This window comes from Mesorhizobium intechi (genome assembly GCF_002879535.1).
In the GTDB taxonomy this organism is placed as follows: Bacteria; Pseudomonadota; Alphaproteobacteria; order Rhizobiales; family Rhizobiaceae; genus Mesorhizobium; species Mesorhizobium intechi.
Map to the genome: position 1 here is coordinate 15,543 of NZ_PNOT02000169.1, position 18,799 is coordinate 34,341.

The following is an 18,799-nucleotide window of genomic DNA, read 5'->3' on the forward strand; positions in this document are numbered from 1 at the left end:
TGGGGGATGGCCGGGTGCCGATAGAAATTGCGCCCGGCCGTTCCCGTCTACTTCTGTGCTTCGGCAGCGTCGGCCATCGCATTGGCGCCGTCCTCGGGTGACATGTCCGGCGTCGCCACGAACTCGGTAATGGCGTCCATGATCGCACCGCGCATCTTCTGCGGGATGGTCATGTTGTGCGCCATCGAGCGGACCAGCGTGCCGTCCTTGATGGAAGCCTGCAGATCCTTCTGCGAGAGCTGCTGGCAAGGATTGAAGCCCTTCGAAAGATCGATATCGAGGCGCGCGGGGATCGAGCCCTTGGCCTGGTTGAAGACAGTCTGGAAGTCGGGCGACAGGATCAGGCTGGCAAGCAGCTTCTGGCCGTCAATGTAATCCTGTTCCTTCTGCTTGAAGAACACGACCGAGTCCGAGTTGAGTACGAAGCCGGGTTTGCCCCAATCGGTCGGTGCCTGGGCGCAGACATAGTCGGTGCCTTCCTTGAAGCCGGCGGCGGTCAGCAGGCCGATCGTCCAGTCGCCCATGATATGGAAAGCGGCATCGCCCTTGCCCACGAGCGCCGACATCGAATCCCAGTCGCGGCCAACCATGCCCGGATCCATGTACTTGGTCGTCATCAGGCGCATCTGCTGGAAGGCCTTGACCATCCCCGGGCTGCGCATGGATTCGACATCGCCCTCGACGAAGGCCTTGCGATAGAGATCGATGTCCTGGCCGTAGAGCACGACTTCGAACACCGTCGAATCCGTCCAGTCGGCGGTCGAATGTGAGATGCAGATCTTGCCGGAGGCGACGATCTTGTCGCAAGCTGCATTGAACTCGGCCCAGGTCTTGGGCATTTCCGTCACGCCGGCGGCCTGCATGACTTTCGGCGAGGCCCAAAGCCAGTTGATGCGGTGGATGTTCATGGGGGCGGCGACCCATTTGCCGGTCGGTTTCATCACCGGAAGCAATTCCGGCGCGACCACTTTTTCCCATCCTTCCGAGGCCGCCAGCTCATCGAGATCAGCGGTCATGCCGGTCTTGTTCCACTCGGCGATTTCCGGACCTTTCAGCTGCACGGCGGGTGGGGCATTGCCGGCGATCACGTCGGCGCGCAGCTTGGCCAGCGTGTTGGCCGTGTGACCGGCGATCGAGGTCTGTTCCCATTTGCCGCCCTTGGCGGTGAACATCTCGCCGAGCTTGGCGATCGCCTGCGCGTCCGATCCAGTCGCCCACTGGTGCAGCAGGTTCGTCTTGGGCTCGGCGAAGGCTGCTCCGGCGGCAAAGGTGCACGCAACGGCGGCCGCGAGGGCGGTCATGACGCATTTCATGGTTTCACTCCCATATGGTGTTGTACGGTTCGTATCGACCGCTTATGGCCGCGGTTTGAAGCCGCCGCCGGCGAGATGAGTTAATCTCAAGTTCTTTCCAAGATGACATATTGGAGCTATCAGTCAACGATGTTTATGTTGGTCCATGACAAAACCTTCGCTTAGAGCCTGGTTGATCGACAGGCCGTCCGCGTCGCCGGAGAGCATGATTGTGCGCTGCCTGGGTGAACGCGGCGCCCTCTCGGCGTCGCAGATCGCACGCGTCACCGGGCTGGCGCGCTCGACGGTCTCAACCGCGCTCAATGGCTTGAGAAAATCGGGCATGGTGATCGAAGCCCCGAGCAGTCGCGAGGGAATCAGAGCTATTGGCAGGCCGGCCGCGGCCGTGACGCTCAATCCGACAGCGGGTACCTGCGTCGGAATTCACCTGGGGCTTCAGCAGATACGGCTGATCGTTGCCGATGTCTCGCATTCCGTCATTGCCGAACAAACCATTTCCATGGCACTGGACTATCAACCGCAGCAGGCGGCCCAGGTGGCCAAATCGGCAATTGCCCGATCTTACGAGGAAAATGGTCTGCCGATGGCGGGGCTCCTGGGGGTTGGGATTTCCGTCTCTGGTCCTGTCAGCCGCGATGGAGTGGTCCTGCGCGCGAGCATCGTTCCAACATGGGCCGGCGTCAACATACGAGATGTGTTCGGACCCGTCCTTGAGCAGCCGATCTTCGCCGACAACGAGAGCAACTGCTCGGCCATCGCGGAGCTGATGTGGGGCGCTGCAGTCGGTCATGACGACTTCGTGCTGTTCAAGATCGACCTGGGAGTCGGTGGCGCCATTGTCCAGCATGGCCGGCTGGTTACGGGCATCGCCGGCGGCGCCGGCGAATTCGGGCACATCAGCATCGATCCAGGCGGCGATCTTTGTCGGTGCGGCAATCGCGGATGCCTGGAGCTCTATGCGAGTTTTGCCCGGCCACTGGAACAGATTTCGCGTGTCGTGCGGCGGCAGGTCACCATGGACGATGTCATCATGATGGCCAAGGAGGGCGACGTCAGGGCGTTGCGGATGATCGAGGATACCGCCGAGATAGCCGGCCGCGGTCTCGGCTTGATCGGCTCGGTGCTCAATCCGCCGCTTATCATCATCGGGGGCCAGATGGCGTTGGCGGGCGACATTCTGTTGACGCCGCTGATCGCGTCCTATGAACGCCACACGCTCATCAAGTCCCGCGATATCGCTCCGGCCCTTCGCACGCGGATAATCGTTGGCAAGCACACCGAGAACGATGCATTGCTGGGCGCGGTCGGCCTCGTGCTGAGACACCAGACGAAGGAACTCTCGGCTGATCGGCTTGGGTCAAGTCGCGACCGCGACCCTTGAGGTTTGAAGATCCGCTGTCGTCCTTCCTTGAGGGCAAGCCAGTCTTTATCGGACGACCGGGCGATCCAGGCTTTGACCTGCCTAGGTCCCAGAGCAGGCGCGGTCACTTCGGCGGCTCATCTCCATCGATGAGAATGCGCTCCGCCGCTCCATCAAGATCCTCATACTGACCGCTTTTCAAGGCCCACAGAAAGCCGCCCAGCCCAAGCGCTCCGAGGAAGAGCGCCACGGGGATGAGATAGATCAGCGTCCTCATGGGTGTTGGACCGACATGCCGGGGCGTCCGCGTCGGTCGCGCGAGGCGCGTTCAGGCGATGGCGTTTTCGTGAAGCCTTGCAGCCGCATGGCGTTTCCGATCACCAGCATCGACGAGGCGGACATCGCGATCGCCGCAATGAGCGGCGTCACGTGCCCCGATATGGCGATCGGCACCGCGAACGCGTTGTAGACGATGGCAATGGCGATGTTTTGTCGAATGAGCCGGCCTGCCTTTCGCGAAACATCCAGCGCCAAGGGCACAGCCAGGAGGCTTTCCCGCAGGAACACGAAATCGGCGGCATTGCGCCCGACGTCGGCCGCGGTGGCCGGGGCCATCGAGACATGCGCGGCGCCCAGCGCCGGCGTATCGTTGAGTCCGTCGCCCACCATCAGGACCTTGTGACCTTCCCTGGACAGCGCCTCGATCCATTCGACCTTGCCGGACGGGAGCAAGGCCGGAACGAAGTCTTCGATCCCCAAGGTCCCGGCGACGTCGCGACAGGCGTTGGCGGTGTCGCCGGACAACATCTGGACCGACATGCCGGCATCCTGCAATTGCTCGACCGTCGCCCTTGCGTCGGCGCGCGCGGTGTCTTCGAAGGCAAAGGTAGCCACGATCATCCCGTTCTTCGAAAGCACTGTCCCGCCATGGCCGCCACGTTTGCCTTCGCCGCCGGTCCGCGCCTTCCATCCGGCCCATCCGCGCCGGCCGAGACGCCAGGTGTTGCCCTCGGTGACGGCTTCCATGCCGAAGCCTGGGTGCTCGCTGACGGAGTGGAGCCCCGGTCGGCTGGTAGAGCCCGCGAAACCGGCTATGGCCTTCGAGAAGGGATGGCGCGAATGCGCGGCCATATCGGCTGCGATCGCCAGCATGGCCGGGTCGATGGACGGGCCATTGATCAGCCTTGGCTGTCCGAGCGTCAGGGTCCCGGTCTTGTCGAACAGCACCGTGTCGATCGCCGCCAGTCGTTCCATGGCCGAACCGTCCTTGACCATGACGCCGGCCTCGAAAAGACGCCGCGCCGCGACGACCTGCACGATCGGTACGGCCAGGCCGAGCGCGCATGGGCAGGTGATGATGAGAACGGCAATCGCGATCGTCATTGCCAGATGCCAGTCGCCCGAAGCGATCATCCATCCAAGGAATGTCAGCAAGGCAGCGAGGTGGACCACCGGCGCGTAGAGCGCCGAGACCCGATCGGCTATCCTGCGGTACTGCGAGCGGCCGCCCTCCGCGGCTTCCATGAGCCGGACCATTTCGGCCAGGAAAGAATCCTTCGCCGCGGCCGTCGCCTTCATGGTCAGCGGACCAGTGAGATTGAGCGTGCCTGCCTGGACCTGGACTCCCGCTCCCACGGTCCGGGGCTTGCTTTCCCCGGATACCAGTGAACAATCGAGATCCGAAATGCCGCTGAGGATATTGCCGTCGACCGGAATTCGTTCACCGGCGGCGATGTGCAACTCCATGCCGGGTTCGATCTCGCCGACCGGCAGGTAATCGCGCACGCCATTGCCGCGCAGCACGACGGCTCCGCGCGCCGCCAGCCGCGACAGGCCATTCACGGCGGTGCGCGCCCGTTCGCGCATCACGTGGTCCAGCGTGCGGCCGATCAGGAGGAAGAACAGCAGCGAAACGGACGCGTCGAAATAGGCATGGTCGCCATGGTTGATGGTTTCGTAGAGGCTCATGGCGTAGGCAAGCGACACACCGACCGCTATCGGGACGTCCATGTTCATGCGCCCGTGGCGCAATGCATTCCAGGCCGAGCGGAAATAGATGCCGCCGGCAAAGGCCAGGGCCGGGACGGCGATCAGTGCCGAGACCCAGTGGAACAGGTCGCGGGTCGCGCCTTCAGCGCCGGACCAGACCGAGACCGACAGCAGCATGATGTTGCCGGCGGCAAAGCCCGCCACCGCGACCGCGCGGATCAGTTCGGAAAGCGTCTTGTCCTCTTTGCCGGTCTCTGGATCGAAGAGATGCGCTTGATAGCCCAGTCGCCCCAGCGTTGCGAAAAATGGCGGAGCCTCCTCGCCACGCCACTGGACCGAAACTCGTTTGGTCGACAGGTTGACGCGAGCGTTCTCGACGCGATCGAGCCTGCCCAGTGCCGTCTCGATCGTCTGGATGCAGGCCGCGCAGTGGACCGTCGGTACCGAAAGGTCAGTCTGGCAAAGGTTGTCGCCGATCGATCGGCTTGCCAGCCTGATCTCCTGGCTGGACGGCAGAACCGATGTCGCGTCGGCCAGATCCAGCGTCATTTCAGCGCCCGGTGCACAACAGCTCATTCCATCGCCCCATGGGAAATCATGATCCTGCGGACGTCACGATAGGCTCTGTCCAGACCGGCATCGGCGTCGACTTCGACGATCCAGACACCGTCCTTAGGCGTATGCTGCGCGGCGAAGTCCTGGCCCGAGCCGAGGGCGAGCGTGATGGCCTTATCCTCCTTCTCATAGGCGGGATGGCGAAACAGCACCTTGACGCCATGCAGGGGAACCGGCTTTCCGGCGGCATCGGTGAGGCTGTAGCGGACTTCACCCCAGGCGATGGTCAGTTTGCCGGTCCAGCCGAGGGCCGCCTGCGCGCGCCCTTCCTCTGCCTTCTTGTTGAATTGCTGGCTCGCCACATAGGTGTTCTCGACGACCAGGCCGGTCCAGCTCGTGCTGGCGAGCGTCGCCATGGTCAGATTGACCGCGATGACTACGCCGAAAAAGGCAACGATGACGACCAGCATGTGCCTGCCGGTGAATTCGCGGGATTTTTGCGCCTTGGCGGTCATCTGGCGATCTCCGGTGCGTTGAAGGTGGCGGTGTATTCGTCCGACTCGAAGCTCGCCTTGTCCTCGGCCCGGAACTTGAAGGTCTGTGCCGTGCCCTGGATCTGGCCCGCCGGCTGGCGTACGAAAACCTTCAGCATCTTCAGCCGGTCGGGTTCGACCGAGATGGGAACGGAACGGCCTGCCGGCAGATCGATCCCGACCACGCTCATCTCGGCTCCTTCCAGGCCCTGAAGGGTAACGACGATCGTTCTTGGCTCGGGGATCATGTTGAGCAGCTTGACGGTGTAGCCGTTGCGGATGGAGCCGTCGGACAGGGTGACGAACTGCGGATTGCGGTCGTGCAGCACGTTGACTTCGAGCCGGTCTCGCGTCAGCAGCGAATACAGCAGGCCCAGGCCGATCAGCGACCAGATACCCATGTAGACGTAGGTGCGCGGCCGAAAAATCTTGCGGATATGGAAATGGGCCACCTTGTCTGAGAACGGGCCATCAGCCGTTCTGATCAGCGACGGGTTGACCGAAGTGGCGCCACCCGCGGTCGCCAGCATCATGTTGGCGTTATAGTCGGAGAGCGTCGCGTAGGAGATCAGCCCATGCTCCCTGCCGAGCTTGTCCATGACGCTGTCGCAGGCGTCGATGCAGAGCGCGCAGGTGATGCATTCGAGTTGCTGGCCGTCGCGGATGTCGATCCCCATTGGGCAGACCGCGACGCAGGCATTGCAGTCGACGCAGTCGCCGACAGGCTGCCCCGCGGCGAGCACCTTCTTGGCGTGACGCGAGCGGGGTTCGCCGCGCCAGTCATTGTAGGTGACGGTAAGGGAGTGCTCGTCGAGCATGGCCGCCTGGATACGCGGCCACGGGCACATGTAAGTGCAGACCTGCTCGCGCATCAACCCGCCGAACGTATAGGTCGTCGCCGTCAGTACGGCGACGGTGATGTAGGCGATGGGAGCCGCCGTGCCTGTGAAGAGTTCGCGGGCCAGCGTCGGCGCATCGGCGAAGTAGAAGATCCAGGCGCCGCCGGTGACCGCGCCTATGACCAGCCAGATGGCGTGTTTCGAGATCCGCAGCACGAGCTTGCGAGCGGTCCAGGGACCGGCATCGAGCTTGATGCGAGCGTTGCGATCGCCTTCGATGGCGCGCTCGACGACCAGAAACAGATCGACCCACACCGTCTGTGGGCATGTATAGCCGCACCAGGCGCGCCCGACCGTCGACGTGATCAGGAACAGGCCGACGCCGGCCATGACCAGAAGGGCGGCCACATAGTAGAATTCCTGCGGCCATATCTCGATGAAGAAGAAGTAGAAACGCCGGTTGGCGAGATCGAGCAGCACGGCCTGGTCTGGGGCAAACGGGCCGCGATCCCATCGCAACCACGGCGTCAGATAGTAAATGCCGAGCGTGATCGCCATCACCAGCCATTTGAACTGACGAAAGCTGCCCGTTGCGCGCTTGGGGAAAACCTTCTTGCGCGCCGCATACAGCGGCTGGCGCACTTTCGCGGAGTTGACCGCCTCGGCTTCGAGCCGTTCTATCTGTGTATTGTCCAGCACCAGTGTCTCCCGTTGCGCATTTCGCCGGCCCTGATTGGCCTCAGGGCAAGTGGGCAAAATGCAGCGTCATCCAAACCTTGGCGCCGACGGCGTTGCGCCGCGTTGATGCAGGTCAATCGCCGCATTCCGCAAAAAAGATCGAGGCCCGGCAGAGCCGGGCCTCGTCGCCTGGACGGAAAGCACCGGAGAATAGCCCCCGTCGCTATTCTCCACCGCCAAGCGAATGCACGTAGACTGCCAGCTCCTTGACCTTGGTTTCGCCGAGACGGCCAACCCAGGCCGGCATGACACCATGTTTGGGCGCGCGAACCTGGGCGGCGATGGCAGCCTCACCGGACCCGTAGAGCCAGATGGCATCGGTCAGATCAGGGGCGCCAAGGTCCCTGTTGCCCTTTGCCTTGTCGCCATGGCAGGCCACGCAATTTTCCGCGAAGACCTTGGCGCCGGGCTCGATCAGGCTTGCGTCCTGGACCTTGCCGGAGAGGCTCGCCACGTAGGCGCTGACCTGTGCGATCTGCTCGGGCGTGATGATATCGCCAAAGGCCGGCATCTCGGACATGCGCGTATCCGGGTCGGACGCGAAGCGGATGCCGTGTGTGATCGTCTGCTGAATCTGGTCGGCCTTGCCGCCCCACAGCCAGTCGTCGTCATTCAGGTTGGGAAAGCCTTTTGACCCCTGTGCACCCGAACCATGGCACTGCACGCAATTGACCTTGAACGCCGCGCCGCCGGCAGCGACAGCGAATTCACGCAACGCATCGTCGGCGGCGATTTCGGACACGGTCTTGGATTGAATTGCCGCGACATACTTGCCCTTCGCAAGTTCGGCCGCCGCCAGCTCGTTCTTGACGTCATTTCGGCTGGAGTAGCCGAGCAGCCCGCTCGTCGCGGAGGACAGCATCGGCCAAGCCGGATAGAAGATGGTGTAGCCGATCGCCCAGACGATGGTGAAATAGAACGTCCAGATCCACCAGCGCGGGAGGGGATTGTTGAGCTCCCTGATCCCATCCCATTCGTGGCCGGTCGTCGAAACGCCGGACACTTCGTCAATATGCTCGTTGCTCATGGTCAGTCGTCCTTGAGTGGAATGCGCGCGGCTTCTTCGGCCTCTTTGCGGCCGCCGGGACGGAGCGCGAAGGCGATTGCGCCGACGAAGAAAAGTGCCATCGCGAGCAAGCCCCAACTGTCGGCGAATTCCCGCATCAGATTGTAGTCCATGGTCATCCTCCTCAGCGGTAACCAGCGGCTTCGTCGTAGTGTTTGAAATCAACCAGCGTGCCGAGCATCTGCAGATAGGCGACAAGCGCGTCCATCTCGGTGACCTGCTGCGGATTGCCGTCGAGATCGCCGACCTTCGCTTTCGGATAGCGGGCCAGAAGGCCGGATGTGTCGGCGTTGGGATCGGCCTGCGCCATCAAGTCGGCGTTGGCTTGCGCGATCATGTCGTCGGAGTACGGGACGCCAACGCGCCTGTTCGCAACCAGATGCGTCGAGAAGTCCTTCACCTCGATCGGCGTGTCCTTGAGGAAGGCATAGCTCGGCATGATCGATTCCGGCACCACCGATCGCGGATCGGACAGATGCTGCACATGCCACGTGTTCGAGTAGCGATCGCCGACGCGGGCCAGATCCGGCCCGGTTCGCTTCGATCCCCATTGGAACGGGTGATCGTACATCGACTCCGCCGCCAGGCTGTAGTGACCATAGCGCTCGACCTCGTCGCGGAATGGCCTGATCATCTGGCTGTGGCAGAGGTAGCAGCCCTCCCGCACATAGATGTTGCGGCCGGCGAGTTCGAGCGGCGAGTAAGGCCGCATGCCTTCGACCTTCTCGATCGTATTGTCGAGATAGAAGAGCGGGGCGATCTCGACGATGCCGCCGACCGTCACCACCAGAAGGGAACCAACGAGAAGAAGCGTCGCGTTCTTCTCGATGATCGCGTGTCTGTCCATCAAGCCCATTTCTGGCTCCTATTGTGCAGGCTGGAGGGCGGGAACGGAGCCCGGTATCGGTTGCTCCTGGCGCTGGCGGCCGAGGATCGTCATGGTGATGTTCCAGGCCATGATCAGGGCGCCCGACAGGTACATGGCTCCGCCGATGGCGCGCATGACGTAGTAGGGATGCATGGCGGCGACCGTCTCGGCGAAGGAATAGACCAGGAAGCCCTGCTCGTCGTATTCGCGCCACATCAGGCCCTGCATGATGCCGGACACCCACATGACCGCGGCGTAGACAACGATACCGAGCGTCGCCAGCCAGAAGTGCCAAGTGACCAGCCGCAGCGAATAGAGGCGCTCGCGGTTCCACAGTTTCGGCACCATGTAGTAGATCGCGCCGAACGAGATCATGCCAACCCAGCCGAGTGCGCCGGAATGGACGTGGCCGATGGTCCAGTCGGTGTAGTGACTGAGCGAATTGACCGACTTGATCGACATCATCGGGCCTTCGAAGGTCGACATGCCGTAGAAGGCGATGGCGATCACCATCATGCGGATGATCGGGTCGGTGCGGATCTTGTCCCAGGCACCGGACAGCGTCATCAGGCCGTTGATCATGCCGCCCCATGATGGCATCCAGAGCATGATCGAGAACACCATGCCGAGCGTCTGCGCCCAATCGGGCAGGGCGGTATAGTGAAGATGATGGGGGCCGGCCCAGATATAGAGGAAGATCAGCGCCCAGAAGTGGATGATCGAAAGGCGATAGGAGTAGACCGGCCGGTTGGCCTGCTTGGGCACGAAGTAATACATCATGCCGAGGAAGCCTGCCGTCAGGAAGAAGCCGACCGCGTTGTGGCCATACCACCATTGCGTCAGCGCATCCTGGACACCGGAAAATGCGGAGTAGCTCTTCGATCCCAGGAAGGAGGCCGGCATCGACAGGTTGTTGACCACATGCAGCATCGCGATGGTCACGATGAAGGAGAGGTAGAACCAGTTGGCGACGTAGATATGCGGCTCCTTGCGCTTCAGGAGCGTGCCGAGGAACAGGAGGAGATAGGCGACCCAGACGATGGTCAGCCAGATGTCGACATACCATTCAGGCTCGGCGTATTCGCGGGACTCGGTGATGCCGAGCAGATAGCCGGTGGCCGCCATGACGATGAAAAGCTGGTAACCCCAGAACACGAACCAGGCGAGATTGCCGCCGAAAAGTCGGGCGCGGCAGGTGCGCTGCACCACATACATGGACGTGCAAAGCAGGGCGTTGCCGCCGAAGGCAAAAACGACGCCGGATGTGTGCAGCGGCCGCAGACGCCCGAAATTGAACCAGGGCTGGATGTTGAGATTCGGATAGGCGAGCTGTAGCGCGATGATCACGCCGACAAGCATGCCGACCACGCCCCAGAACATGGTCGCGATGGCGCCGTAGCGGATCGGCCCGTCCATATACGCGGACGGATCGATCGGAGCCGCCGGCGCAAAACTGGCCTTGCGCAGAAGAACAGCGACAAAGCCCAGCAGCACGATGAACAGCACCCACATATGCTGGCGGAAAGGCTCATCCACGCCAAAGCCGGCGGCCACCAGGGCCGCGAATGCAAACAGGCTTAGAGCCACAGTTTCAGTGCCGAATTTCATGACATGTCCCCGACCTCGGATTCCGTGCGCGGAAAACAATCCGCAGCAGCACCAATTCCTCAGCCGGGCCCACGGCGCCTTGATCCAGGTCAAAGCCCACCGCGTTATCATTAGGCAGCGTAAGCCTTGCAAAAGACCGGAGGCTGACATTGAACTCGGAGAAAGTGCGAGGATCGTCACTGTTTGAAAACCGCCGTGACATCTCCACGCCGGCCGGCCGGGAGGCCGTCCCGACCGTGGTGATGCGGCGGGGGCATGACGAGAAGCTCCGCCTTTGCGATGCCCTGGAAAGAATCGCGGACGCACTGCCAGGTGTTGATCGGATGATATGCCTCAGCACAGCCAACTCGATCGTGCCGCTTCTGCGCAGCATCCATCAGTACGAAGAGGCCATCATTTTTCCGGCTTACGAGGAGGCGGTGGTCGGCAGCGAGGCGAACCTTGCCTCGACCCGACGGTTGCGGGCCGAGCATGTGGAAGACGAATGCTTTGCCGGTGAGGTGACTGAAACCCTGCTGGCCATCGGACATGGCGAGGCAGTCGAGAATCCCGAAGCCATCGGGTTCATGTTGCGCGGCCTGTTCGAGAACTTGCGCCGGCACATCGCGTTTGAACGCGAGCACGTGCTGCCGATGATCGGGATCGCTGACTGAGGTCAGGCGCCGGAGCGACTGGCCAAGCGTTTAAGGCTGGTCACCGTCACATGTCGATTGTTCTCGATCCGGATCAGCCCGTCTGTCCGCAGGCGGGTCAACTGGCGGCTCACCGTCTCGATCGTCAGCCCGAGGAAATCGGCGATGTCGGCGCGTGTGAGCGGCAGCTCGAAGCTCGTCGTGTTGGTGGCCGGATCGAGCGCGGGATCGATGTTTCTGGCAATCATCAGCAGGAAGCTCGCCACTTTTTCCGCGGCCGTCTTGCGCCCCAGCGTCACCATCCACTCGCGTGCTTCGTCAAGCTCGTTCAATGTCTGCTTGAGCAGGCGATGCTCGAGCTCTGGCGATTCCCTAATCATCCTCTCGATGGACGCTCTCGGAAACGAGCACAGGGAGACGGCCGTTGCCGCTTCAGCGTTGATCGCGCTTTCCACCTTGAATGGCCGCCCCAGAAAGTCAGGAGCAAACTGAAGCCCCACAATCTGTTGGCGCCCGTCCGAAAGGCTTTTCGTCAGCTTCACCACGCCGGAGAGCACGTTGGAATAGCTGTCGACGGTCTCGGCGTCGCCAATCAGTTCCACGCCCGGTTCAATGGTCTGCTTCGATGAAATCTTGGCGAGCCCAACCAACTGATCGGGGTCGAGCGCACCGCAGACGCCGCGATGCCGCGCCTCGCATGATTGGCAAAGCACGGGAATGCCGACGCTATGAACATCTTGACGCACTGTCATCACGATCGTCCGGGGACCCTGGGTATCGGCAAGATAAGTGTCGGCCGTTGAAAAAGCCTTGTGACAGTTTGTCCGGTGCAAAGGCATTGACCGAAATCAAGGCATTGGCGCGCGGTTGCGGCCATTGCCTTGACTTGGCAAACACAGGGAAGGCGACATGCAACCGGAAGTGGCCGCCAGGCTTGGCGAAAATGTACCGCGGTACACGAGCTATCCGACAGCGCCCCATTTCCACCCGGGGGTTGACGCGGCTGTCTGTCGGACCTGGCTCGAAGCGCTCGAAAGCGATGATGAGATATCGCTCTATCTGCATATTCCCTACTGCGACAAGCTGTGCTGGTTCTGCGCATGCCACACCAAGCAGACCCGGCACTATCAGCCGGTGGCGACCTTTCTGCACTCCCTGCATAGGGAGATCGAGACGGTTGGCAGCCTGGTGCGCGGCAAGGGCCGGGTGCGCGCCATCCATTTCGGCGGGGGTTCACCGACCATGCTCAAGCCCGAGGACATCCTGTCGCTTGGAAAAGCGCTGCGGGATCGTTTCGATGTGCTAGACGATGCCAGCCTCAGTGTCGAAATCGATCCCAGCGACATGGATGAGGCACGGCTCGACGCCTTGGCGGCGATCGGCATGACGAGGGCGAGCCTCGGCGTCCAGGATTTCGATCCCAAGGTACAAAAAGCCATCAATCGCGAGCAAAGCTTCCTGCTGACCAAGAGCGTGGTGGACGCCGTGCGCGCGCGTGGCGTGAAGTCCGTGAACCTCGACCTGCTCTACGGCCTGCCGCACCAGACCCTTGACAGTGTAGCTCACACCGTCGCCCAGGCGTTGACGTTGCAGCCCGACAGGCTGGCGCTGTTCGGCTATGCGCATGTGCCCTGGTTCAAGAAGCATCAAACCATGATCGACGAAGCATGGCTCCCCGATTCTGCCGGACGGTTGGCGCAATCGCAACTCGCCGCCGGGCTGATCGTGGACGCCGGATACGAGGCCCTGGGGCTGGATCATTTCGCCAAGCCGAACGATACGCTCGCGATGTCGGCCCGCATCGGCAAGATCCGTCGCAATTTCCAGGGCTATACAGAGGACAATTGCGAGACTTTGATCGGGCTTGGGCCCTCCGCGATCAGCCGATACCGCCAGGGCTATGCCCAGAACATCGTCGCGACCGGTGTATACGAGAAGACCGTGGATTCTGGACAGCTGGCAGTGGCGCGCGGCATCGAGCTCAGCGTCGACGATCTGGCGAGAGGCTGGATCATCGAGCGTCTGATGTGCCATTTCGCTTTCTCGGCGATCGAACTGGTCGAACGCTTCGGCGACGTCGGCCAAAGGCTCCTGGCCACGGCAAGTCGAGTTGCGATCAGCGGCGCCGGCCTTCTGCTTCAGCTCGATGGCGAAAACTTCGTCGTTCCGAAGGACAGCCGCCCGCTTGTCAGGACGGTGGCGGCGAAGTTCGACAAGTACCTCGAAGCCGGCACGGCCAGGCATTCAGTGGCGGTCTGAGCGCCGGTCCGGTCAGAAGTGCTCGCCGACCCTGAACGGGCCGATACGCGTTCCCGCCGCGATCAGATAGGCGGTCGACCAGCCGATGAGCAGAAATCCGTTCACGCCCTCGAGCGCCGCCAGGACGCGCCAGCCATGGGCGGGAACCACGTCCCCATATCCGACCGTTGAAAAGGTGATGGTGGAAAAATAGAGCGCCGTCTCGAAGTCCGGCAGCACGCCGAGTTCAAGATACACGCCGGCCCACAGCCACACCTCGGCCGTGATGACGCCAAAGAGGCCCATGACGACGCTGATCATCGCGATCACTCGGCTGCGCCGGCCATGCATCCGGAAGCGAGCCACGAGGTGCGCCATGGCATGGGTGATCGCGATGAGACCGAAGGTGTGGATGAGGACCGTCAGGCTGATGACGATCGTGCCGGCGAACAGATTTGTGACCATGGGTTGTTCGTAGCGATGCAGCGGCGCTTTGCATTGTGCAAGATCAAACCGATGGCCAGCGGCCCTCTTCTGGGGCGCCGGCCAAGATCCGGCATTGCGCAAATATTTCGCGTTCGACTTTACCGAATTACAATCAGTCATCTGCTAAGCTACATCCATAACTCGGACGATCGCCGCCAGGCGAAGGCATGATGCCGCCCCGCCCGAGCCGGTTCGAGGCCGGCGGTTGCGCTCTTCACGCATGACAGCGGCGCCTGCGACGCGCCCTGTTTCGCCGCCGCGCCAAGCGCGTCGGCTCCCGAAAGGCTATCCGATGAAAATCCTGATCGTGGCCGCGCTGCTGGGCGCATTGCCACTCTCCAATGCCATGTGCGCCAAGCTTGGAGCACCCAGGGGCGACGTCGTCCTGACCATCACCGGTCAGATCGACAACACCAACGCCGGAAACGCCGCGACCTTTGATATGGCGATGCTGCAGGCACTAGCCGGCAGGCGGGCAATCATGGAAACCCCCTGGACCGACGGCGCCACCGAGTTCGATGGTCCATATCTGAAGGCCGTCCTCGATGCTGCGGGTGCCCATGGCAAGACGCTGCGGATCAAGGCCCTCAACGACTACGCGGCCGACGTTCCCGTCGAGGATGCCTCCGACTATGAGACGATCCTCGCACTCAAGATGAACGGCAAGCCGATGTCGGTTCGCGACAAGGGCCCGCTCTTCATGATCTACCCGTTCGACAAGAACCACGAACTCTACAACGAGAAATACTTCTCGCGTTCAGTGTGGCAGATCAAGGAAATCGAGGTCGTCGATTGAAACCCGACCTGATCGAGAGCCGGGAGGCCGTTCGACGGGCGGGGAAGGCGACGCGATACCTGATCGCGGTCTCCGTGGGGCTGATGCTTGCGCTTGGCGGCGCCTTCGCGCATCTGGCGGCTAGGCAGAACACACTGCAGGATAGCATTCGCGAGGATGCGTTGTGGGCGGTCTACCAGCTGGATAGGGAAAGCCGGAGCCTCGCGCAGGCGATAGACCGGCTGACCAGCAAAAGCGCCGTCAGCCCCGAGGAGGTCAGGGCGCTCAATCTGCGCTATGACATCCTTTATTCGCGGCTCTCGATCCTCGACAATTCCAAATATGCCTCCTTCTTTCAAACCAACGAAACCTTCCGGGGTGTGCGCACGCAGGTGCGGGGTCTCGTCGTCGGACTTGAATCCGTCTTCGACCGCATAGCCGCCGACGGAGCGGTCGAGCATGCGACCTTGATCAGCGCCTCGGATACCCTTGCTCGCTTGCTGAAGGTCACGGAAGGCCTGCTCAGCTACACCAACGCCTCGGTTTCGGCCTCACGCGCCGATGCCCGCGACGAGGTGATGCGGCTGCAGCAACTGTCGGCGCTGGTCGTCCTGGCGCTGGGCTGCTCGATCGGACTGCTGATCCTGAATCTCATGCGCCAGTTGCGCATCGTTCAGGTCACCAGCCGTCAGCTTGAGGCGACGGCGGACGAATTGTCGATGGCGTACCGTGCGGCCGAGGTTGGCAACCGCGCCAAGTCCGAATTCATGGCAACCATCGGCCATGAGATCCGCACTCCGCTCAATGCCATTCTCGGCATGTCCGAGCTGCTCTCCCTTTCGCAGCTCGCGCCGCGCGACATGGAGAGTGTGCGTATCATCACAAGCTCCGGCCAGGCCCTGCTCGAGGTCATCAATGAGATCCTCGACTTCGCCAAGATCGAACACGGCGACTTCGCCGCCGAAAGTGTTCCCTTCGACGCGCCGGCCATGTTGCGTGACGTCGCTAGGGTCATGGAGGGCAGGGCGGGCGAGCAGCGCGATCGCATCGAGATATCGAACGGCTGCGCGCATCATGCCGGATGGTACGTCGGCGATCCCACCCGGTTGCGGCGCGTGCTGCTCAATCTGTTGAGCAACGCGGTGAAATTCACCGAGAATGGCCTGATACGTCTCAGCATGGCCGAAAGCGAAGATGGGACGCGGTTGCGCTTCCAGGTGTCCGACACCGGCATCGGAATCTCGCTGGAATCACGCCATCGCCTGTTCATGCCGTTCAGCCAGGTCGATGGCACGATCAGCAGACGCTTCGGGGGGACGGGCCTTGGGTTGGCCATCTGCAAGAAAGTGGTCGAGGGGCTCGGTGGCACGATCGGGGTCGACAGCAGGTTAGGGGTCGGCAGCTGCTTCTGGTTCGAGGTCCCGGCCAAGCGCGTCGATCCGCCCGTCGCCACCACGACGCGCGCCGTTGTGCTACCATCATTCAACATCCTTGTAGTCGAGGACAATGCGGTAAACCGCGAGGTGGCGCAGCAGTTTCTCGAATTGCTGGGCCAACGCGCCGTTCTGGCCGCAGATGGCCGCGAAGGCGTTCGCCTGGCATCCGAATGGCAGTTCGATCTGATCCTCATGGACATGCAGATGCCGGTCATGGACGGGATCGAAGCCACCCGCACCATCAGGGCGGCGGGCGATCGGGTGCCGATCGTTGCGATGACGGCGAACGCGTCCGATGAAGATCGCAGACGCTGCATCGAGGCGGGCATGGACGGGTTCGAGGCCAAGCCGGTCACCATGGCGAGGCTGGGCCATCTGATTGACGGGCTCGCCGGAACCGCCGGCCGAATGGCGCCTGTCATACCCCGCCTGGGCGGCGATGAAGCCGCTGACGGCGGAACTCCCATGGACCGGCGGACGCGCGAATTGATCGAGACTCTTGGACAGGATGCATTCCACAGATTGATGGATTCGTTTCTGGAGGACTCCGCCGCGCTGCTTCGCGACCTGCATCGTGCAATGTCGAGCAGAGACCGGACGCTCGCCGACAGAACGCTCCATTCGCTCAAGGGCGCCGCTGCCAATATGGGCCTGACGTCACTCGCGGCATTGGCTGACGAGGGCCACTGCAGACCACTCGACGTCAAGCTGACAAAGGATATCGAGCAGGAAGTTGCGCGGATCGACCGAAACGGCAGAAGGGCGGCGTAGTGAAGAGGAACGAAAGCATCGGCATATTGATCGTCGAGGACAACCGCACCAACCGGATGCTGATGGAGATGCTGGTCGGCCAGATCCCGAACTGTGTTGCCATCAGCTATCCGGCGCCGGCGGATGTGCTGCGCGATCTGTCTTCGATCAGCTTCGACCTGGGCATCGTCGACTACCAGATGCCAGGCATCAACGGCATCGAGCTGATCGAACACATCCGCAGCGACCGACGGTTCGCCGACACGCCCTTCGTGATGGTGACGGCCGATGGCGACGCCAGCACGCGCATGGATGCCATCCATGCGGGCGCTATCGAATTTCTGCACAAGCCGATCGAGCCTGTGGAGTTCAAGGCTCGCACGAGAAACCTGGTAAGGCTGTGCGAGGCGCAGAAGGAGCTTGCCCACAGGGCGGAGTGGCTGAGGAGCGAGGTGGATAAGGCCACGCTCGAACTGCGCCACCGCGAGGAAGAGATCATAAATCGCTTGACCCTTGCCGCCGGGTACAAGGACCGGGAGACCGCCATGCACACGACCAGGATGGCGCGCTACAGCGCCGTGCTGGCGAAACAGCTGGGATTTTCCCCCGAGCAATGCCGCGACATCCAGCTGGCGTCACCGATGCATGACATCGGCAAGGTGGGAATTTGCGATGCGATCCTCCTCAAACAGGAGAAGCTCAGCGATGCCGAGCGACAGCGGATGAACGAACACACACTGATCGGCAGCGCCATCCTCTCCGGATCGACATGCTCGCTCCTGAAACTGGCCGCCGAAATCGCTGAATCGCACCATGAGCGCTGGGACGGGGGTGGGTATCCAAACGGTCTCAAGGGCGAGGCAATTCCGCTGGTCGGACGCATCGCCGCGGTGGCCGATGTCTTCGATGCCCTCACCTCGGAGCGTCCTTACAAAGCCGCTTGGCCTGTCGCCAGGGCATTCGACTATATCAAGGAACAATCCGAACGCCATTTCGACCCAGCCTGCGTCCAGGCACTGCTGGCGGCGTCCGACGACATCCTCGAGGTGAAAGCCGCCTATCCGGACGATCCCGCCGAGAAGCGCTACATGGCTTGAAGTCGCATCCAGGTTCCAGCACCCGGGGCGCAGGTCTGCCAGTTCCCTCCTTGCCGCCTGTTCCCACGCCTTTGCGCCAGATCAAAGCCCGACTGTCGTTTGTGTGCGAAACGCTCCGGAGAGGCGAGGGAGCATACGCGACGTCATGTCCAACGGCATCAGCACAATGATCCATATGACGCTGGCCAAGGCCGTCCCCTATGTTACTGGCGCGCTGGCCGCCCATGGCTTCGACGTCGTGCAGTCCATTGGCATGAGGAGCCAAAAGCGGGCCGAAGACGGTTCCAGGATTTTCGGCTTCAGGGTGCTCGGAGTTTCCAATCGCGATATCGTCTTCCGAGGTGCCAACGGCACCGCCAACGCGATCTGGTGCAATGTGTTTCTGTCCGAGCACAGTGAGAACGCGGTCAAGGTCATGGCGGTGGATCCGCTGCCATCGGTAGCTGCGGCCGATCCATCGGCGATGAACGTACGCCTGGCACTGTCCAAGGCTATCCTAAGCCTTTAAGGCGCTGC

The 18,799-nt window shown here is 62.1% G+C and carries 18 protein-coding genes; 7 read left to right on the forward strand and 11 right to left on the reverse strand.

Going from position 1 to position 18,799, the window contains the following annotated elements; translation table 11 throughout:
• Window positions 1-47 precede the first annotated feature (47 nt).
• A complete protein-coding gene (locus C1D09_RS14225) occupies window positions 48-1,301 on the reverse strand; it encodes an ABC transporter substrate-binding protein (protein ID WP_246135741.1) in 1,254 nt (417 codons plus the stop codon).
• Window positions 1,302-1,485: 184 nt separating this feature from the next.
• On the opposite strand from C1D09_RS14225, the gene C1D09_RS14230 reads away from it, so the two are divergent.
• Window positions 1,486-2,694 (forward strand): ROK family transcriptional regulator, encoded by a 1,209-nt coding sequence (locus C1D09_RS14230; protein ID WP_167514607.1) that lies wholly within the window; start codon window positions 1,486-1,488, stop codon window positions 2,692-2,694.
• A 103-nt stretch (window positions 2,695-2,797) separates the two neighbouring features.
• Here the strand turns inward: C1D09_RS14230 and ccoS are convergent, their stop codons facing one another.
• From ccoS to ccoN, 8 genes are all read right to left on the reverse strand, one after another.
• Window positions 2,798-2,950 (reverse strand): cbb3-type cytochrome oxidase assembly protein CcoS, encoded by a 153-nt coding sequence (ccoS, locus tag C1D09_RS14235; protein WP_143974917.1) that lies wholly within the window; start codon window positions 2,948-2,950, stop codon window positions 2,798-2,800.
• Window positions 2,947-5,238 carry a cation-translocating P-type ATPase gene (locus tag C1D09_RS14240; RefSeq protein WP_143974918.1) on the reverse strand — a complete coding sequence of 764 codons (2,292 nt, stop codon included), beginning with the start codon at window positions 5,236-5,238 and terminating at the stop codon, window positions 2,947-2,949. The genes ccoS and C1D09_RS14240 overlap by 4 nt, the downstream gene beginning before the upstream one ends.
• Window positions 5,235-5,732 (reverse strand): FixH family protein, encoded by a 498-nt coding sequence (locus C1D09_RS14245; protein WP_143974919.1) that lies wholly within the window; start codon window positions 5,730-5,732, stop codon window positions 5,235-5,237. The genes C1D09_RS14240 and C1D09_RS14245 overlap by 4 nt, the downstream gene beginning before the upstream one ends.
• Window positions 5,729-7,288 (reverse strand): cytochrome c oxidase accessory protein CcoG, encoded by a 1,560-nt coding sequence (gene ccoG / locus C1D09_RS14250; protein ID WP_143974920.1) that lies wholly within the window; start codon window positions 7,286-7,288, stop codon window positions 5,729-5,731. Before ccoG ends, C1D09_RS14245 begins: the two co-directional genes overlap by 4 nt.
• Before the next feature lie 202 nt (window positions 7,289-7,490).
• Window positions 7,491-8,354: a cytochrome-c oxidase, cbb3-type subunit III gene (gene ccoP / locus C1D09_RS14255; RefSeq protein WP_143974921.1), complete on the reverse strand. Its 864-nt coding sequence runs from the start codon at window positions 8,352-8,354 to the stop codon at window positions 7,491-7,493.
• Between the two features lie 2 nt (window positions 8,355-8,356).
• Window positions 8,357-8,506 carry a cbb3-type cytochrome c oxidase subunit 3 gene (locus C1D09_RS14260; protein WP_143974922.1) on the reverse strand — a complete coding sequence of 50 codons (150 nt, stop codon included), beginning with the start codon at window positions 8,504-8,506 and terminating at the stop codon, window positions 8,357-8,359.
• 11 nt (window positions 8,507-8,517) lie between these two features.
• A complete protein-coding gene (ccoO, locus tag C1D09_RS14265) occupies window positions 8,518-9,249 on the reverse strand; it encodes a cytochrome-c oxidase, cbb3-type subunit II (protein ID WP_143974923.1) in 732 nt (243 codons plus the stop codon).
• Between the two features lie 9 nt (window positions 9,250-9,258).
• On the reverse strand, window positions 9,259-10,869 hold the full coding sequence (gene ccoN / locus C1D09_RS14270) for a cytochrome-c oxidase, cbb3-type subunit I (RefSeq protein ID WP_143974924.1): 1,611 nt from the start codon (window positions 10,867-10,869) through the stop codon (window positions 9,259-9,261).
• Between the two features lie 242 nt (window positions 10,870-11,111).
• Here ccoN and C1D09_RS14275 point away from each other — a divergent pair, with 242 nt between their 5' ends.
• Entirely contained in the window at window positions 11,112-11,522 is a 411-nt protein-coding gene (locus C1D09_RS14275) for a hemerythrin domain-containing protein (RefSeq protein WP_143974979.1), read from the forward strand.
• A 2-nt stretch (window positions 11,523-11,524) separates the two neighbouring features.
• Here C1D09_RS14275 and C1D09_RS14280 read toward each other — a convergent pair whose 3' ends face one another.
• Window positions 11,525-12,253 carry a Crp/Fnr family transcriptional regulator gene (locus tag C1D09_RS14280; RefSeq protein WP_143974925.1) on the reverse strand — a complete coding sequence of 243 codons (729 nt, stop codon included), beginning with the start codon at window positions 12,251-12,253 and terminating at the stop codon, window positions 11,525-11,527.
• Between the two features lie 157 nt (window positions 12,254-12,410).
• On the opposite strand from C1D09_RS14280, the gene hemN reads away from it, so the two are divergent.
• Window positions 12,411-13,760, forward strand: coding sequence for an oxygen-independent coproporphyrinogen III oxidase (gene hemN, locus C1D09_RS14285; protein WP_143974926.1), 1,350 nt, complete (start codon window positions 12,411-12,413; stop codon window positions 13,758-13,760).
• A gap of 12 nt (window positions 13,761-13,772) precedes the next feature.
• Here the strand turns inward: hemN and C1D09_RS14290 are convergent, their stop codons facing one another.
• Entirely contained in the window at window positions 13,773-14,204 is a 432-nt protein-coding gene (locus tag C1D09_RS14290; RefSeq protein ID WP_143974927.1) for a potassium channel family protein, read from the reverse strand.
• 313 nt (window positions 14,205-14,517) lie between these two features.
• On the opposite strand from C1D09_RS14290, the gene C1D09_RS14295 reads away from it, so the two are divergent.
• The 4 genes from C1D09_RS14295 (at window position 14,518) to C1D09_RS14310 (ending at window position 18,791) form a co-directional block, all read left to right on the forward strand.
• A complete protein-coding gene (locus tag C1D09_RS14295) occupies window positions 14,518-15,021 on the forward strand; it encodes a putative pterin-binding protein (protein WP_246135742.1) in 504 nt (167 codons plus the stop codon).
• Entirely contained in the window at window positions 15,018-17,207 is a 2,190-nt protein-coding gene (locus C1D09_RS14300) for an ATP-binding protein (RefSeq protein WP_143974929.1), read from the forward strand. Before C1D09_RS14295 ends, C1D09_RS14300 begins: the two co-directional genes overlap by 4 nt.
• Complete coding sequence (locus C1D09_RS14305) at window positions 17,207-18,283, forward strand: HD domain-containing phosphohydrolase (protein WP_246135743.1); 1,077 nt, start codon at window positions 17,207-17,209, stop codon at window positions 18,281-18,283. The genes C1D09_RS14300 and C1D09_RS14305 overlap by 1 nt, the downstream gene beginning before the upstream one ends.
• Before the next feature lie 145 nt (window positions 18,284-18,428).
• Window positions 18,429-18,791, forward strand: coding sequence for a hypothetical protein (locus tag C1D09_RS14310; RefSeq protein ID WP_143974930.1), 363 nt, complete (start codon window positions 18,429-18,431; stop codon window positions 18,789-18,791).
• Window positions 18,792-18,799 lie beyond the last annotated feature (8 nt).

What these genes read in the sequence shown, in the direction of transcription:
- ccoP (WP_143974921.1), bottom strand. Translation starts at nt 8,354, where the DNA reads ATGAGCAACGAGCATATTGACGAAGTGTCCGGCGTTTCGACGACCGGC.
- ccoN (WP_143974924.1), bottom strand. Translation starts at nt 10,869, where the DNA reads ATGAAATTCGGCACTGAAACTGTGGCTCTAAGCCTGTTTGCATTCGCG.
- hemN (WP_143974926.1), top strand. Translation starts at nt 12,411, where the DNA reads ATGCAACCGGAAGTGGCCGCCAGGCTTGGCGAAAATGTACCGCGGTAC.
- C1D09_RS14275 (WP_143974979.1), top strand. Translation starts at nt 11,112, where the DNA reads ATGCGGCGGGGGCATGACGAGAAGCTCCGCCTTTGCGATGCCCTGGAA.
- C1D09_RS14240 (WP_143974918.1), bottom strand. Translation starts at nt 5,238, where the DNA reads ATGAGCTGTTGTGCACCGGGCGCTGAAATGACGCTGGATCTGGCCGAC.
- C1D09_RS14295 (WP_246135742.1), top strand. Translation starts at nt 14,518, where the DNA reads ATGAAAATCCTGATCGTGGCCGCGCTGCTGGGCGCATTGCCACTCTCC.
- C1D09_RS14225 (WP_246135741.1), bottom strand. Translation starts at nt 1,301, where the DNA reads ATGACCGCCCTCGCGGCCGCCGTTGCGTGCACCTTTGCCGCCGGAGCA.
- ccoO (WP_143974923.1), bottom strand. Translation starts at nt 9,249, where the DNA reads ATGGGCTTGATGGACAGACACGCGATCATCGAGAAGAACGCGACGCTT.
- C1D09_RS14310 (WP_143974930.1), top strand. Translation starts at nt 18,429, where the DNA reads ATGTCCAACGGCATCAGCACAATGATCCATATGACGCTGGCCAAGGCC.
- C1D09_RS14280 (WP_143974925.1), bottom strand. Translation starts at nt 12,253, where the DNA reads ATGACAGTGCGTCAAGATGTTCATAGCGTCGGCATTCCCGTGCTTTGC.
- C1D09_RS14290 (WP_143974927.1), bottom strand. Translation starts at nt 14,204, where the DNA reads ATGGTCACAAATCTGTTCGCCGGCACGATCGTCATCAGCCTGACGGTC.
- C1D09_RS14260 (WP_143974922.1), bottom strand. Translation starts at nt 8,506, where the DNA reads ATGGACTACAATCTGATGCGGGAATTCGCCGACAGTTGGGGCTTGCTC.
- ccoS (WP_143974917.1), bottom strand. Translation starts at nt 2,950, where the DNA reads ATGAGGACGCTGATCTATCTCATCCCCGTGGCGCTCTTCCTCGGAGCG.
- C1D09_RS14245 (WP_143974919.1), bottom strand. Translation starts at nt 5,732, where the DNA reads ATGACCGCCAAGGCGCAAAAATCCCGCGAATTCACCGGCAGGCACATG.